Raw genomic sequence first — 15118 nt, 5'->3', positions numbered from 1 at the left:
TCAGGCCCGGGGTTCCTGACGGAGGGTCACGCCCCGGCCGCCCGTCACCCCTTCCCACGGGAAGTCGCGCAGCGCCGCGAGGTTCCGCAGCGCCTGCGCGGCCGGCCCGTTCGGTCCGCCGGCGGGCGCGTCGCCCGCAGCCCAGCCCTCGACCGCCGTGCGTACGGCGGCACTTGCGGCGGCCGCGGCGAAGCACAGCTGCGCGGACACGGGCGTTGAAGAATCGGGCTCGGCAACGTTGTCGGAGGCCGTCGGCATCCGTGCCGCGAGCACCTCCGCCAGCGTCCGCTCCGAGGTGTGGCAGACCTCCGCCCACACCTTGCGCAGCGCGGGGCTCGTCTCCGCCAGCCGGATCATGGTGCGGACCCACTGCCAGGAGCCGGCCGAGAATCCGGCTCCGGGCGACAGCGTGTCCCGCACCCCGTGCTCCAGGGCCTGCGGCACGGACAGTCCGGCGGGGGCCTCGCGCACCGCCTGCACCCACCGCTCCGCACCCGTTGCGTAGAGCGGGGCGACGGCCTCCTCCTTGGTGGCGAAGTAGCGGTAGAAGGTGCGCGGGGCGACACCGGCGGCCCGGGCGATGTCGTCGGCGCGGGTGGCCCGCAGGCCCTGCTCGGCGAAGAGGGCGGCCGCCGCCCGGGCGATCTCCATCCTGGTCGCGGCCTTGCGGCGCTCCGTGAGCGAGGCCGACGCGGAGGGAGGAGACGGAGAGGAAGGACCAGAGGTGCGGGGACTCACGCTCGGCAGGCTATGCCCATGTGACACAATCTGCCATCCGGCGGGCCACCCCGGTGTTCAGGTACGGGGTGCCCCGCCGCTCGGACGCGCCCGGGGACGAAGCGAGCCGGACCCCGGCGCCCGGGGGGAGGGGCGCCGGAGCCCGGCCAGGGAGAGTCCCGGCGCCGGGGGGAGTGCGTCAGGACTTGGATCAAGAGGCCTGGGGCGGGGCCCCGGACCCGGACTTCAGGGCCCGAAGTCCCGAACTCCTGGGCCCTGAAGGTTTGTTCCCGTGGCCACGCCCGTTGAAGCGGCGTAACACCGCCATGTTTGCGCGGTCTTTCGCCACCCGGCGTACGCGGTGCGACCGCCGTGGCTCACGCCGCCGCGTCGAAGCCCGTGTCCCGGGCCAGCTTCTTCAGCTCCAGCAGCGCGTGCTTCTCGATCTGACGGATGCGCTCGCGCGTCAGGCCGTGCTCCTTGCCGACCTCGGTCAGCGTGCGCTCCCGGCCGTCCTCTATGCCGTACCGCATCTTGATGATCGAGGCCGTGCGCTGGTCGAGGCGGCCGATCAGGTCGTCCAGTTCCTCGCTGCGCAGCAGCGTCAGCACCGACTGCTCCGGCGACACCGCCGAGGTGTCCTCAAGGAGGTCGCCGAACTGGGTCTCGCCCTCGTCGTCCACGGACATGTTCAGCGAGACCGGGTCGCGGGCCCAGTCCAGCACGTCGGAGACGCGCTCCGGTGTCGAGCCGAGCTCGGCGGCGATCTCCGCGGGCTCCGGGTCCCGGCCGTTCTCACGGTTGAACTCGCGCTGCACTCGGCGGATCCGGCCCAGCTCCTCCACCAGGTGGACGGGCAGGCGGATGGTGCGCGACTGGTCCGCGATCGAGCGGGTGATCGCCTGGCGGATCCACCAGGTGGCGTAGGTCGAGAACTTGAAGCCCTTGCGGTAGTCGAACTTCTCGACCGCGCGCACCAGGCCGGCGTTGCCCTCCTGGATCAGGTCGAGCAGGGGCAGGCCGCTGCGGGGGTAGCGGCGGGCCACGGCGACGACCAGCCGGAGGTTGGAACGGATGAAGATCTCCTTGGCCCGCTCCCCCTCGGCGACCAGCGCCTCGAGTTCCTCACGGGTGGCGTCCGTCCTGGACGACCCCCGCGCGGCGGCGGACAGTGTCACAGCCCCGTCGAGGACCTGCCGCGCGAACACACCCGCCTCGATGATCTGGGACAGCTCGACCTCCTTGGCGGCGTCGAGCAGCGGTGTACGCGCGATCTCGTCGAGATACATGCCGACCAGGTCGCGGTCGGCGATCTCGCCGCCATGGGCGCGAACACTGCTTGCCGCGTCGGTCCCACCGGTGGCGGACTGACGACGGGCGACGGCACGGGTTGCCATGCGTGCTCCCTTGCGTATCGGGGTCCCCCCCGCTCGAGCGAAGCCGAGAGTGGGGGAGGTTCGGCGGTGGTCCTTCAGACGCTCGGCACTCTCCTCGGGTGCCCTGCATCCGATGGAAACAACGACTGGAATCCGGACAGAATTCCCAAGCTGACCCCCTGTTTTTCTGATCATGCAGTACCCTGTGCCGCCGCGGGAGGAGGCGTGATGCCGTCGGAGCGTGCAGAGGTCCAGGTCAGGCCGGGAGTCGAGAGTGACCTCGAAGCCCTCACCGACATCTACAACCACTACGTACGCGAGACGCCCATCACATTCGATACCGCCGCGCTCACTCCGGAAGAGCGCCGCCCTTGGCTCCTCTCCCACCCTGAAGACGGCCCGTACCGGCTGATGGTTGCCACCGCGGGGGGCGCGCAGGGGATCTCACAGGAGATTCTCGGCTACGCCACATCCAGCCCCTATCGCGCGAAGCCCGCGTATTCGACCTCCGTGGAGGTCACGGTCTACCTCGCGCCGGACGCGGGCCGCCGAGGTGTCGGCACGCTCCTGTACAAGGCCCTGTTCGAGGCGCTCGCCGGGGAGGACCTGCACCGCGCCTACGCGGGCATCGCGCAGCCCAACGAGGCGTCCGTGCGGCTGCACCGGCGACTCGGCTTCCGGCACGTCGGCACGTACCGGGAGGTGGGCCGCAAGTTCGGCCGCTACTGGGACGTCGCCTGGTACGAGAAGGACCTCTAGGGCGTGTTTCGAAAGTCCCGTCTGGCCCGCGACGCCTGGCACGGCGCCTCGCCGCGTTGTCGGGATCGCCCGCGTACGCCCAGTACGCGGGCGACCCTCCGCCTTGCGATGCACCGCACCAGACGCCGCGAGCCCCGCCCTTCGGGCGGACGACGCTACTTTCGAAACACGCCCTAGGCCCTGCCCCCGACGGCCGGGCCGGCCACCCGACGGCGGGGTCAGCCGAACTGCACCGACCGCTTGGCCAGCCCCATCCAGAAGCCGTCGATCACGGACCTCTGCGCGTCGAGCTCACCGCCGGCCTCCGCCGCGCCCATGGTGACGAACAGCGGGGCGAAGTGCTCGGTGCGGGGGTGGGCGTACCGGCCGGCCGGGGCCTTGTGCGGGAAGTCCAGCAGGGAGTCCCAGTCGCGGGCCTCCAGTGCCCGGTGTCCCCAGTCGTCGAACTCCGAGGACCAGGCCGGCACTCCACCGCCCGTGTGCCGCAGCGCGGCCAGGTTGTGGGTGAAGAAGCCGGAGCCGACGATCAGCACGCCCTCGTCGCGCAGGGGCGCGAGCGTGCGTCCGATCCCCATGAGCCTGACCGGGTCGAGGGTCGGCATGGAGATCTGCAGGACCGGGATGCCGGCCTCGGGGAACATCTCGACGAGCGGGACGTAGGCGCCGTGGTCGAGGCCGCGGTCCGGGATGTCCTGCACGGGCATGCCGGGGGCCCGCAGCAGCTTGCGGACGGACTCGGCGAGTTCGGGGGCACCCGGGGCCCCGTACGTCACCTGGTAGTAGTGCTCCGGGAAGCCCCAGAAGTCGTGGACGAGGGGGACCGGCCGGGTGGCACCGAGGGCGAGCGGGGCCTCCTCCCAGTGGGCGGAGACCATGAGGATCGCGTTGGGGCGCGGCAGATCGGCGGACCAGGCCGCGAGCTGGCCGGGCCAGACGGGGTCGTCCGCGAGGGGCGGGGCGCCGTGACTGAGGTAGAGGGCGGGCATGCGCTCCTGGGTGGCGGCGGACATGGCGGCTACTCCCTGGGCAGAATCACGTGCGAAAGGGACACTTACTTGAACTCTCAACGTATCTGTTGAGCAGCTTACGCCCGATTTGTTTAAGATTCAAGGAGAATCCTCGTACAGTGGAGTACATGAACACGGCACCCGCATCCGCTGAAGAGCCCCGCTGGCTCACCGACGAGGAGCAGTTCGTCTGGCGCGCCTACGTCGAAGCCTCCACCCTCCTCGAGGACCATCTCGACCGCCAGCTCCAGCGCGACGCGGGCATGCCGCACATCTACTACGGACTGCTGGTCAAGCTCGCCGAGTCCCCGCACCGCCGGCTGCGGATGACCGAACTGGCCATGTCCGCGAAGATCACCCGCTCCCGCCTCTCCCACGCGATCGCGCGCCTGGAGAAGAACGGATGGGTGCGGCGCGAGGACTGCCCCTCCGACAAGCGGGGCCAGTTCGCGGTGCTGACGGACCAGGGCCGCGACGTGCTGCAGCGGACCGCGCCGGGCCACGTGGCCGCCGTACGGCAGGCGGTGTTCGAACGGCTGACCACGGAACAGCAGAAGTCCCTCGGCGAGATCATGAAGATCCTCGCCGAGGGACTCCAGCCGAAGGAAGCGGGCGCGGACCTGCCCTGGCTCCGCTGAACGCGTCACCAGGGCAGGTCCTCAGGGTCGTACGTACGGGGCGTCCCCTTCCTCGTACGCACGGAGGGCCCGAAGGGGTACGGCCGAACGATCGCCGGCAGCGGGTTCGGTGAGCCGACGGGCTCAGTGGGCGACCACCGGCACCGCCACCTGGTCCCCGACGCCCTCGCCCTCACTCGAACCGGTCATCGTGGTGCCGCCCGGGCGGCCGGTGTTGATGAAGGTCGCGGCGATCGTCGCGGCGATCACGAGGATGCCGACGGCGAACCAGATCGCGTTGGTGTAGCCGTGCACCTGGCCCTGCAGCTGAACCAGCTGCTGCTGCGACCGGGAGGCCGCACCGGCGATGTGGTCCTCGATGTACGCGGTCGTGGCCGAGGCGGCGATCGTGTTCAGCAGGGCCGTGCCTATCGCGCCGCCCACCTGCTGCGAGGTGTTGACCATCGCGGAGGCGACACCGGCGTCGCGCGCCTCGACACCGGTCGTGGCCAGGGACATGGCGGGCATGAACGCCGTACCCATGCCGAGGCCGAGCAGCACCATCGACGGCAGGATCACCCCGGTGTACGAGGAGCCGATCTCCAGCTGGGTCAGGAGCAGCATGCCCAGCGCCGCGACCAGGAAGCCCGGAGCCATCAGCAGGCGCGGAGCCACCCGGGTCATCAGGCGGGTGCCGATCTGCGTGGAGCCGACCATCATGCCCGCGATCATCGGCAGGAAGGCGAAGCCGGTCTTGACCGGCGAGTAGCCCTTCACTATCTGCAGGTAGTAGGTCAGGAAGAGGAACAGGCCGAACATCGCGATGATCGCGAGGCCGAGGGAGAGGTAGACGCCTCCGCGGTTTCGCTCGGTGACGACGCGCAGCGGCAGCAGCGGGGCCCTGACCTTGGCCTCGGTGAGGATGAACGCCGCGAGCAGGACGGCCGAGGCGATGAACAGGCCGATCGTCATGGAGTCGCCCCAGCCGTCGGACTCGGCGCGGGTGAAGCCGTAGACGAGGGAGACCAGGCCGAGGGTGGACAGGACGACACCCGGGATGTCGAGCGGCGAACGGTTGCGGCCGCCCTCCGGCTCACGGATGACGAAGTACGCGCCGGCGGCCGCGACGACCGCGAACGGGATGTTCACGAAGAACGTCCAGCGCCAGTCCAGGTACTCGGTGAGGACACCGCCGAGGATGAAGCCCACGGCGCCGCCACCGCCGGCGATCGCACCGTAGATGCCGAAGGCCTTGGCGCGCTCCTTGGCCTCCGTGAACATCACGGCGAGCAGCGAGAGCGCGGCGGGCGCGAGCAGCGCGCCGAACGCGCCCTGGAGCGCGCGGGCGCCGAACATCATCGCCTCGTTGGTGGCCGCGCCGCCGAGCGCGGAGGCGCCGGCGAAGCCGACCAGCCCCGCGACGAAGGCACGCTTGCGGCCCCACAGATCGGCGATGCGTCCGCCGAAGAGCAGCAGACCGCCGAAGGCGAGGGCGTAGGCCGTGACGACCCACTGGCGGTTGCCGTCCGAGATCCCCAGGTCCTGCTGGGCGGACGGGAGGGCGATGTTCACGATGGTCGCGTCGAGCACGACCATCAGCTGGGCGAGCGCGATGAAGACGAGCGCTTTCCAGCGGTTGGCGTCGAGTGCGCCGGCGGTGCCGCCGGGGGCCTTAGAGGCTGTTTCGGACATGGGGGTACCCATTTCGGGACTTCGTGACGGAAATAAACCGGAAAGGTGTCGTAAGGGGTGGCTCGCCGTCGGGGACGGACGGCCGGACAGTCGTTGGTGTGGGTGACGGGCGAGGTGCCCGGATCCGACCGGTCAGGTCGACTGATTTCTTCGGGCGGGAACTCGGGTGGCGTCTCGGGCGGGATTCCGGATTGCGGCTGGGGTCAGGTCTGGCGCAGGTCCTCCATGGTCGCGGCCGTGCCCGGCAGGGTGGAGCGGGCCGGGGCCCGCAGTCCGTCCAGGAGCAGCTGCAGATGTCGGTGTACGAAGCGGTCGTGGATGAGGCAGCCGGTGCCGGCCGGGGGCCGGCTGAGCTGGGCCACGGCGACCATCAGGTCGCCGACGCCCACGTCGGGGCGGAGCTGTCCGGCGGCCGTGGCGCGGCTCATGAGCTCCTCGACGAGCTGCTCGATGCGCTCCCGCGCGGCTTCCAGTTCGGGGTGGTGCTTGTCGAAGGTGCTGTCGGCCATCGGGCACAGCGCGCTGATCCGCTCGTCGGCGGCGGCGTGCACGAAGCGCTCCAGCGCCTCGAAGGCGTCGCCGGTCTCGGCGAGCGCCAGTCTGGCCGCCTCCGCCATACGGTCCATGACCGAGCAGACGACCTCGCGGACCAGTGCGTCGCGGTCCGGGAAGTTGCGGTACACCGTGGCGTTGCCGACACCAGCCCGGCGGGCGATGTCGTCGAGCGGCACGTCCGGACCGAGTTCGACGAACATCTCCCGGGCGGCGGTGACGATCCGCTCCCGGTTGCGCAGGGCGTCGGCCCGCGGCCGGGTCGCCTTCGGCTGCACGGAGGTCGCGGTCTGCACGGCGTACTCCTCGGACGAGTGGACGGACGAGTGGACTGTTGTGGCGGGCCGGTGATCCGGGGAGGGTTTCCCCGTTTCGCGCGGACACACGTCTAAACGGGGAAACGCTCCCCGGTTATTTCCCGCCTTCGAAGAGATTTCCTGTGACCTGAGTCACACCCCGTCGGGAGGAGAAACCCACGTTCGGCCCCTCCAGCGAGCGCCTGCCGACCCGTCGGCACAGGGTGATCGAGAGGGTGCAGCCGGTGACCGGCGGCTGCCTGGAGTGAGAGGCCGTGCATGCAGCCGCAGCCTGAGGACCCCCGGGTACCGCCGCGCCGCCACATATCCCCGCGCCGCGTGGCCGCCCTCGCCGCCGTAACGGCCCTGACCCTCGCGGTCAGCACCTCGGCCGGCACCGGACACCTCACCCAGGGCCCCACCGCGGCCGGATCCGGGCCGGTCACCGTGGCTCGCTCCACCGCACTCGGCCCCTGCATGATCAACGGCGGCCCGGCCGTCCAGATGTCGGAGGGCGTCCCGACGCCCGGCGGCTACTCCCGCTCCACCGGCACCGTCCGCGCCCTCACCCTGATGGTCGACTTCCCCGACGCGCCCGGCCAGGGCAGCGCGCTCGACCGCTTCCACGAGTTCTTCCCGCAGACCCAGCAGTGGTTCCGCACCAGTTCCTACGGCCGTCTCGACTACCGTCCCGAGACCCCGATCCCCACCTGGCTGCGGATGCCCAAGCCGTTCCGGGAGTACGGCATAGAGCGCGGCGCTCCCTTCGACCCGGGCTACCGCCGGCTGGTCCAGGACATCGTGGCCGCGACCGACGCCGACATCGACTTCCGGTCGTACGACTTCCTGAACGTGCTGATCACCCCGAACGCCGGCCCCTCCGCACTGGACACGGTCCTGTCAGTGACCTTCGCCGGCAACACGGAGGCTCCGGTCGCCGACGGCGTCCCGGTGGCCAACGCGTCCTTCGTCTACTCCCGCCAGGACGACGGCTCCGGCACCTACCACCGCACCGGCTACCGCGTCCTGCCCCACGAGAACGGCCACGTCTTCGGCCTGCCCGACCTCTACACCCAGGAGGGCGGCGGCGCGGTCGGTCACTGGGACATCATGAGCGAGGACTGGGGGGCCAACAACGACCTGTTCGCCTGGCACAAGTGGAAACTGGGCTGGCTGGACGCCTCGCAGGTGCACTGCGCGGCGAGGCCGGGCACGACGCAGTACACGCTGACACCGCTGGCGCGCGCCGGCGGGGTGAAGCTGATCTTCGTCCCCGTCGACGCCCGCCACGGATACGCCGTCGAACTGCGCACCCGTGGAGGCAACGACGAGACCGTCTGCCGGCCCGGCGTGCTGATCTACCAGGTCGAGGCGGACGTCGACACCGGCCAGGGCCCGGTGAGGGTGTACGACTCCCGGCACGACAGCGGCGGCTGCACCCGCAGCCCCAACGTCCACGCGGAACTCTCGGACGCACCGCTCACGCCCGGCGAGGACTTCAGGGATCCGGGGAAGGAGATCCGGATCACGGTGGCAGGGGCGGATGTGGCGGGGAACTACCGGGTGCTGGTCACGCGGACGTAGTCGCGGGCGGCTCGGCGGCCTGCCGGATTACGGTAGGGCTGCCGTGACCGCCGTACCGGAGAAGCGATGCCCGCCACCCACACGACGGACTCCCGCGAAGGCGCCGAGTCCGACTCCCGCGCCGCGACCGATCAGCGCGCCGCGACCGACGAGCGCGCCGTGCCGGCCGAGGCCGTCACGCCGCTGATCCGTGGCATCGCCGTGCTGCGGGAGCTGACCGAGGCGGACGGAACGCTGAGCCTGAGCGGGCTGGAGCGGGCCACCGGCCTCGCCCGCTCCACGGTCGACCGGATCACGTCCACGCTCGCCCGCATGGGGTACGCCCGTCTCGACGGCCGGGACGTAGTCCTCACTCCCCGCGTGATGGAGCTGGGCAACGCGTATCTGGCCGCCCTGCGCCTGCCCGCCCTGCTGGACGCCCACGCGGACGCCCTCGCCGACGAGCTGGACGAGTCGGTGTCGCTGGCGGTCGGCGACGGCGACGGCATCCGCTTCATCCACCAGGCCACCCGCCGCCGCGCGATGCCCCTGAGCTTCCGCATCGGCGACCTGCTCCCGGCCGAACGCACCGCACCGGGCCCGCTGTTCGCGAGCGAGTGGACGGAGGAGGCGTGGCAGGGCTGGCGGGAGCGCCGGGCGGCGGACCCGGAGGACCGGGCCTTCCCGGCCGTACCGCCACGCGAACACGCCTTGCCGGACAAGGACTTCGAACGCCGTGCCGCGCAGGCGCGGAAGGGCGGCTGGGCCCTGGACGACCAGCTGATCGAACCGGGACTGGTCGCCGTCTCCGTACCCGTACGGGATCCGGGAACGGGGCGGATCGCCTGCGTGGCAAGCGTGGTGAGCCACACGAGCCGTCACACGGTGACGAACCTGCGCGACACGCTGCCCCGGCTGAGGACGGCGGTGACGGAGATGGAACGGGACCTGCGCCTCGCTCCGCCGGCCGAACCGGGACCGGCACCCGCGGGACTGGCGACGTGGACGGGAGCGTCGAAGCAGGAACTGGGCCGGGAGTTCATCGAGTCACTGGCCCGCGGCCTGACGGTGCTGACGGCGTTCGGTGAAGGCCGCGCACGGCTGACGCTGACGGAGGTGGCCAGAGCGACGGGTCTGGCCCGCGCGACGGCCCGCCGGGCGCTGATCACTTACGAACACCTGGGCCTGGTGACCCCGGCCCCTTCGGACCGCACGTTCTCCCTGACTCCCCAGGTCCTCTCCCTGGGCTTCGCCCCCTTCTCCCGCACGTCCCTCCCCCGGATCGCCACCCCCCACCTGACGGACCTGTCCACCCGAATCGGGGAATCGACGGCGCTGGCGGTACCGGCGGACTCGGCCGAGGAGATCCAGTACACGGCACGCGCGGCGACGGGCCGCGTGATGAGCGTGGACATCACGGTCGGCACGAGGGTGCCGGCGCGGGCGACGGCGCCGGGGAGGGTGCTGTTGGCGGGGCTGAAGGAGCAGCGGACTGCCGGGGACCCGGCACTGGACGACGTACGGGCACGGGGCTACGCCCTGGTCGACCGGGAACTGGAGGAGGGTCTGCGCTCGATCGCCGTCCCGGTCCGCGACCGCACGGGCCGGGTGGCCGCCGCCGCGAACGTGGCCCTCCACGCGGCGCGCCGCACGCTGGAGGAATGCGTCGAGGAGATCCTCCCCGAGCTGACGGCCACGGCCGCCCGCATCGAGGCGGACCTCCACATGGCGAGCCGATTCACCCGGGTCCCCCTGACTTGATCTGCACGCCTTCGAACCCGGCCGTGTCCACCCCCGCCGGGGCGCCCAGGCGGAAAAACGACTCGGTCCACAACGGGAAAAGATCTTGACCGCTATTATTCGGAAACGGTCAACAGAGATGCCGGGCAATCGAGTTGGAGGCCAGCGGTGCCGGACGTGGTGCAGGAACGCAATGGCGTGCAGGTGTTGATGTGCGATCCGGCCGGACCACGCGTGTCCACGATGCAGGACGGGCTCGACCTCATCGGTTCGGTGTACCTCGGCGCCGAGGTCGTGGCCGTTCCCGCGGAACGGCTGGACGAGCAGTTCTTCTCCCTGGGCACTCGCTTCGCCGGCGAAATCATGCAGAAGTTCGTCAACTACCGGGTTCGCCTGGCCGTTATCGGTGACATCTCCCGCCACCTGGAAGCCAGTTCCGCGCTGCGGGCTCTTGTCCACGAGAGCAACGCGTCCAACCACGTCTGGTTCCTTCCCGATGTCGAGGCCCTCGACGCCCGCCTGCAGACCATCGCCTGAGCCGCTCAAGCGCAACGGGGTTACAGAACCGTCGTGATCGATGAACTGATACCTTCACCCGCCGCCACCGCTCATACGTTCACCGACTACGAATCGGCCGTGTCCGCGCTGTATCCGCAGGAAGCCGCCGCCATCGCGCGCGCCCTGCCGAAGCGCCGACAGGAGTACGCCAACGTCCGCATGTGCGCACGACGTGCCCTGAACAAGCTGCGGGTGCCAGCCGCACCTCTCGTGTCGGGGGAGCGCGGCGCACCCGTGTGGCCCGCGGGCGTCGTGGGCAGCATGACCCACTGCGCCGGGTACCGGGCCGCCGTTGTGGGGCACTCCTCCGACTTCTTGGGACTCGGCATCGACGCCGAGCCCAATGCCCCGCTGCCGGAAGGCCTGCCGGAGTTCATCTCGCTGCCTCAAGAGCGCGCCCGGATCGCCGAGTTGGCGGATGCGGCACCCGAAATCTGCTGGGACCGGCTCTTGTTCAGTGCCAAAGAGGCGGTGTTCAAGACCTGGTATCCGCTCACCGAGCGCGAACTCGACTTCGGCGAGGCAGATTTGCACATCGAGCCCGGCTCAGGGACGTTCTCCGCACGCTTACTCGTTCCGGGGCCGGTCGTCGGCGGCGAACGCCTGGAGGTATTCAGCGGCCGCTGGCTGTGCCGCGCCGGCCTCGTCGTCACCGCGATCGCACTGACAGCCGCCGCGCCCTCGTGCGGGGCGGGGACGGGCGAAACTGTTTCGGCCGGCTCCCCGGACAGCGACCCGGCGACTCTGCGCCGCCGCACCGCTTGAGGCGCCCGGGAGCCTGACAGGAGTGCAGGCCGGCGACCGGCCTCCTCCTGGATCGACGCTGTGGGGTCACGCAACGGCTCCGGGCCGCCGCCGCGCGGCGGCGGCCGGTTCGCCCCACCCGGTCAGCCGCCGGCGCGGGTGTCCGCCTTCGATGCCGCGGGATCGGTGGGCAGAGCCCGCGGGTAGCGCCGCCCGTTGAGCATCGCGCCGATCCAGGTCGAGCGCACCAGGTAGTGGTAGCTCAGGAAGAGCAGTGGCAGCGCCACAGCCAGGATGAGCGGGTACTTGACGCTCCAGTGCAGCGGCCAGTCCCGCACGGCCACCTGCAGCGCCATGACCAGGGGCATGTGGATGATGTACACCCAGTACGACGCGTCCGCCATGTATCGCCGCCACGCGTTGAAACCCGAGAAGAAGTGCAGCGCGGCACCGATGAGCCCGAGCGTCCAGAGCCAGCCGGCGAGCCCGTAGCCGAGCGCGCAGAGCAGCTTGGTCGTGCCGGTGAGCGGCTCCAGTTCGAGCGCGCCGTGGACGGTGGCGAGGGACGACTGCGGCTCGAAGTCGCCGAGCACGGCCGTGGCCGCTGTCACGACGACCGCGGCGGTGAGATAGCCCACCCACCTCCGGCGCCAGACCTGCAGGAGGTCGGAGTGCTTGTGCACGAACCAGCCGAACGCGAAGGCGACGGAATAGCCGACGATCGTCGGGAGCTGCGGCACCAGGTCCGTGTTGGGCGTGGGCAGGCCTTCCCACAGGTGCCACTGCTTGAAGAAGTACAGGCACGCGGCCACGGGCACCATCAGGACGACGGGCTCGAACCCACGGGCACAGACCCACGACAGGGCCCGCTCGACACCGTTTTCGGACGTGCTGCTCCTGCCCTTGCGCAGCGGCGCGAACACCTTGTGCCCGACGAGGACCGCCACATAGAACCAGTACAGCACCCACAGGAACCAGAGGTGTGCCAACGGGACGGGCACGATCTCCCGCGCGGGCAGCAGGCTCGTCACCGGCTCCTTGATCCCGAGCACCACGGCGAGCAGGATCACGTTCATCGGAGCGACGAGCACGATGCCGAAGAGCAGCGGCAGGAGAATGCGCTTGCTCCGCTCCTTGAAGAACCCCTTCGCCCGCAGCCGGTTGTACTGCATCCTGCCGAAGAAGCCGGCCAGCAGGAAGAAGACCGGCATGCGGAAGAGGTGGATGACGAAGTACGCCATCGCGAGCGGTGTGCTCGGGGAGTTGTCGACGATCGGCCAGCCCGTGTACGTGAAGCCGGGAACGAAAGCCAGCGTCGCGTGCAGCACCACACCGAGCAGCAGAGCGAATCCGCGGAGCGCGTCCAGGGCATGAAAACGCTCCGAAGGGGCCTTCGGAGCCGTCGAAGTCTCAGTGTGCTTCCGGGCCTTCGGGACCTTCGGAGCCGCAGCATCGGCAGATACGGAAACCGACCTGCCGCCACTATCTTGTGTCATTTTTCCTCATTGACGATTCAGGCGGGTCGAACAACGGAAGGGGTGCGTCATCCAGGCCGGACACCGCGGCAGTTGCGCTATTTCTTTGCGTCGACGGCCACGTCGTCCTCACTGGTCCTGCCGCCGGGAGCGGCGCTGCGCCCGAGGTCCTTGAAGTTCTTCGTCGCGATGTTGAGGCAGAACGACGGCGACAGCCGGAAGAGCCACCAGAACAGCTTCCAGAAGCCGGGAACCACGATGATTCCCTCATTCTTCGCGACCCCGTCCAGCGCCTTCTTGGCGAAGACCTCGGGGGAGATCGGCTTCTTCTCCTCCCACATCTCCCGGGACTGCTCGCCGGTCACCCCGTCGACCTCACGGCCGTACTCGCCACCCTCGATGAACGGGGTCCGGATGACGCCCGGGCACAGCACGCTCACGCGTACTCCCAGCTGGGCGGCCTCGGCCCGCAGGTTGTTCGACAAGCCGACGACGGCATGCTTCGTGGTCACGTAGGACGTGGTGCCGGGGCTCGGGACCAGGCCCGCCATGGAGGCAGTGTTCACGATGTGCCCGAAGCCCTGCTCGATCATCACGTTGTAGGTGGCCTGGACCCCGTTGACGATGCCGCCGAGGTTGACGTCGATGATGCGGCGCCAGTCCTCGATGCGGTAGTGCCGGGCTCCCGCGCCCATGCCGTGGCTGATGCCGGCGTTGTTGAACAGATAGTCCAGGCGCCCGGTCCGGCCGACCGTGTCCTGGACCAGCTGCTCGAACTCGGCGTAGTCGGTGACGTCCAGCCTGGCCGCCGTCGCCTTGCCGCCGGCCGCGCGGATCGTGGCGGCCACGTCCTCGGCCTGCTCGATCTGCAGGTCGGCCAGGACGACCTCGCAGCCTCGGCCCGCAAGAGCCTCTGCCAGTGCGCGGCCGATACCCGACGCTCCACCGGTGATGATCGCGGTGGCTCCGTCGTACGTTCTGATTGTGTTCTGCGCTGCCATGACCGTTTCCCCTCCAGGACCACGATTTGATCTTTTCAGCCTCGTATCGAGGCCATCTGCTGCTGAAATTCGCCCATCGACTTCAGGTCGTTACCGAAACGATTTACGGTACTCATCTGCACCGAGCCGCTCCCCGACGGAAGGATGTACTTCACAAACGTTGCGAGTGTGGCGCTGGGGCCGAGATCGACAAAGGTGACGTCTCTCTCGCAGGTCATTTTCTCGACGGTTTCCTTGAATTCCACGGGCTGCCTCATCGCGGCCCACAGTCCGTCGGTCGACAAGGAATCGACCAGGCCCGCCGAGGCGGCGGAGACGATCGGAATTCGCGGCGGGGAGAAGTCCAGGGTGCCGAGGAGACTGCGGGCCTTGTCCCTGACGGGGTCGATGAGTTCCGTGTGCACGCCGTAGTTCACGGGCAGCCGTTGGCACAGGATGCCCTCACGCTCCATGGCGCGCTCGGCCTCCTCGATATCCTCCACCCGCCCGCTGACCACGAAATTGCCGTCGAAGTTGCGGCCCGTCACCCAGCAGCCCGCGAACAAAGACGCACGGGTTTCCATGAGTTCCGGCGAGCCGACGATCGCCAGCATGCCGGCACGCGGAGTGGCGTCGGCGAGCAGCCGTGCGAACTCCACCGCCACGGAGATGCCGAGCTCCAGCGAGAACACCTCGGCGACCACGGCCGCGGTGATCTCCCCGAGGCTGTAGCCGAGCAGAAAGTCGGCCTGGTGGCCCATCTCCTGGACCACCCGGGTCAGGCTGTACTCGACACACAGCAGTGCCGCGTTGGAGTCCGCGAGCGAGTCGAACGGATCGCTCTTGTGCCGGTCCGGATCGAAGACCGTGTCCAGCAGCGACTTCCCCAGGATGGGCGAGGCGATGTCGTCGCAGTGGTCGAGCCAGAGCCGGTAGCGCGGGTGCCGCTCGTAGAGTTCGCGTGTCATGTGGAAGTACTGGGATCCCTGGCCCGAGTACATGAACACAGTTGGTTGGGTCATCGCGGGTGCTTCCCATCAGT

14 protein-coding genes are annotated in these 15118 nt (G+C 69.8%); 6 read left to right on the top strand and 8 right to left on the bottom strand.

What is annotated here, in order from left to right; translation table 11 throughout:
* Both ACZ562_RS20775 and ACZ562_RS20770 read right to left on the bottom strand, forming a co-directional pair.
* Complete coding sequence (locus ACZ562_RS20775; RefSeq protein ID WP_471181529.1) at nt 1-747, bottom strand: TetR/AcrR family transcriptional regulator; 747 nt, start codon at nt 745-747, stop codon at nt 1-3.
* 347 nt (nt 748-1094) lie between these two features.
* Complete coding sequence (locus ACZ562_RS20770) at nt 1095-2114, bottom strand: sigma-70 family RNA polymerase sigma factor (protein ID WP_471181074.1); 1020 nt, start codon at nt 2112-2114, stop codon at nt 1095-1097.
* Between the two features lie 207 nt (nt 2115-2321).
* Here ACZ562_RS20770 and ACZ562_RS20765 point away from each other — a divergent pair, with 207 nt between their 5' ends.
* Nucleotides 2322-2852, top strand: a complete 531-nt coding sequence (locus ACZ562_RS20765; RefSeq protein ID WP_471181072.1) for a GNAT family N-acetyltransferase — start codon at nt 2322-2324, stop codon at nt 2850-2852.
* Nucleotides 2853-3070: 218 nt separating this feature from the next.
* Here the strand turns inward: ACZ562_RS20765 and ACZ562_RS20760 are convergent, their stop codons facing one another.
* Complete coding sequence (locus tag ACZ562_RS20760) at nt 3071-3862, bottom strand: dioxygenase family protein (RefSeq protein ID WP_471181069.1); 792 nt, start codon at nt 3860-3862, stop codon at nt 3071-3073.
* Nucleotides 3863-3987: 125 nt separating this feature from the next.
* Between ACZ562_RS20760 and ACZ562_RS20755 the strand changes: the two genes are divergently transcribed.
* Nucleotides 3988-4497 carry a MarR family winged helix-turn-helix transcriptional regulator gene (locus ACZ562_RS20755; protein ID WP_471181066.1) on the top strand — a complete coding sequence of 170 codons (510 nt, stop codon included), beginning with the start codon at nt 3988-3990 and terminating at the stop codon, nt 4495-4497.
* A gap of 123 nt (nt 4498-4620) precedes the next feature.
* On the opposite strand, the gene ACZ562_RS20750 is transcribed toward ACZ562_RS20755, so the two are convergent.
* Nucleotides 4621-6168 (bottom strand): MFS transporter, encoded by a 1548-nt coding sequence (locus ACZ562_RS20750; protein WP_471181064.1) that lies wholly within the window; start codon nt 6166-6168, stop codon nt 4621-4623.
* A gap of 203 nt (nt 6169-6371) precedes the next feature.
* Complete coding sequence (locus ACZ562_RS20745) at nt 6372-7016, bottom strand: TetR/AcrR family transcriptional regulator (RefSeq protein ID WP_471181062.1); 645 nt, start codon at nt 7014-7016, stop codon at nt 6372-6374.
* A 279-nt stretch (nt 7017-7295) separates the two neighbouring features.
* Here ACZ562_RS20745 and ACZ562_RS20740 point away from each other — a divergent pair, with 279 nt between their 5' ends.
* The 4 genes from ACZ562_RS20740 (at nt 7296) to ACZ562_RS20725 (ending at nt 11642) form a co-directional block, all read left to right on the top strand.
* Nucleotides 7296-8600 carry a M6 family metalloprotease domain-containing protein gene (locus ACZ562_RS20740; protein ID WP_471181059.1) on the top strand — a complete coding sequence of 435 codons (1305 nt, stop codon included), beginning with the start codon at nt 7296-7298 and terminating at the stop codon, nt 8598-8600.
* Nucleotides 8601-8666: 66 nt separating this feature from the next.
* Complete coding sequence (locus ACZ562_RS20735) at nt 8667-10340, top strand: IclR family transcriptional regulator domain-containing protein (RefSeq protein ID WP_471181057.1); 1674 nt, start codon at nt 8667-8669, stop codon at nt 10338-10340.
* 147 nt (nt 10341-10487) lie between these two features.
* The gene (locus tag ACZ562_RS20730) at nt 10488-10856 is read left to right on the top strand and encodes a DUF4180 domain-containing protein (RefSeq protein WP_471181055.1); all 369 of its coding nucleotides are present in this window, start codon (nt 10488-10490) and stop codon (nt 10854-10856) included.
* Between the two features lie 33 nt (nt 10857-10889).
* Nucleotides 10890-11642, top strand: a complete 753-nt coding sequence (locus ACZ562_RS20725) for a 4'-phosphopantetheinyl transferase family protein (RefSeq protein ID WP_471181052.1) — start codon at nt 10890-10892, stop codon at nt 11640-11642.
* 122 nt (nt 11643-11764) lie between these two features.
* Here the strand turns inward: ACZ562_RS20725 and ACZ562_RS20720 are convergent, their stop codons facing one another.
* The 3 genes from ACZ562_RS20720 to ACZ562_RS20710 all read right to left on the bottom strand — a co-directional run bounded on the left by ACZ562_RS20720 (nt 11765) and on the right by ACZ562_RS20710 (nt 15098).
* On the bottom strand, nt 11765-13117 hold the full coding sequence (locus ACZ562_RS20720) for an acyltransferase family protein (RefSeq protein WP_471181050.1): 1353 nt from the start codon (nt 13115-13117) through the stop codon (nt 11765-11767).
* Between the two features lie 77 nt (nt 13118-13194).
* On the bottom strand, nt 13195-14097 hold the full coding sequence (locus ACZ562_RS20715) for an SDR family NAD(P)-dependent oxidoreductase (protein WP_471181047.1): 903 nt from the start codon (nt 14095-14097) through the stop codon (nt 13195-13197).
* 35 nt (nt 14098-14132) lie between these two features.
* Nucleotides 14133-15098 carry an acyltransferase domain-containing protein gene (locus ACZ562_RS20710; RefSeq protein ID WP_471181045.1) on the bottom strand — a complete coding sequence of 322 codons (966 nt, stop codon included), beginning with the start codon at nt 15096-15098 and terminating at the stop codon, nt 14133-14135.
* Between the last annotated feature and the right edge of the window lie 20 nt (nt 15099-15118).

This window comes from Streptomyces sp. NPDC040410 (assembly GCF_055595715.1).
This window is presented reverse-complemented; position numbering and strand designations above follow the sequence as displayed.

Bases quoted from the DNA above. Each gene is read 5' to 3' on its own strand.
- ACZ562_RS20760 (WP_471181069.1), bottom strand. From the start codon at position 3,862: ATGTCCGCCGCCACCCAGGAGCGCATGCCCGCCCTCTACCTCAGTCAC.
- ACZ562_RS20710 (WP_471181045.1), bottom strand. From the start codon at position 15,098: ATGACCCAACCAACTGTGTTCATGTACTCGGGCCAGGGATCCCAGTAC.
- ACZ562_RS20755 (WP_471181066.1), top strand. From the start codon at position 3,988: ATGAACACGGCACCCGCATCCGCTGAAGAGCCCCGCTGGCTCACCGAC.
- ACZ562_RS20715 (WP_471181047.1), bottom strand. From the start codon at position 14,097: ATGGCAGCGCAGAACACAATCAGAACGTACGACGGAGCCACCGCGATC.
- ACZ562_RS20740 (WP_471181059.1), top strand. From the start codon at position 7,296: ATGCAGCCGCAGCCTGAGGACCCCCGGGTACCGCCGCGCCGCCACATA.
- ACZ562_RS20735 (WP_471181057.1), top strand. From the start codon at position 8,667: ATGCCCGCCACCCACACGACGGACTCCCGCGAAGGCGCCGAGTCCGAC.
- ACZ562_RS20750 (WP_471181064.1), bottom strand. From the start codon at position 6,168: ATGTCCGAAACAGCCTCTAAGGCCCCCGGCGGCACCGCCGGCGCACTC.
- ACZ562_RS20720 (WP_471181050.1), bottom strand. From the start codon at position 13,117: ATGACACAAGATAGTGGCGGCAGGTCGGTTTCCGTATCTGCCGATGCT.
- ACZ562_RS20770 (WP_471181074.1), bottom strand. From the start codon at position 2,114: ATGGCAACCCGTGCCGTCGCCCGTCGTCAGTCCGCCACCGGTGGGACC.
- ACZ562_RS20765 (WP_471181072.1), top strand. From the start codon at position 2,322: ATGCCGTCGGAGCGTGCAGAGGTCCAGGTCAGGCCGGGAGTCGAGAGT.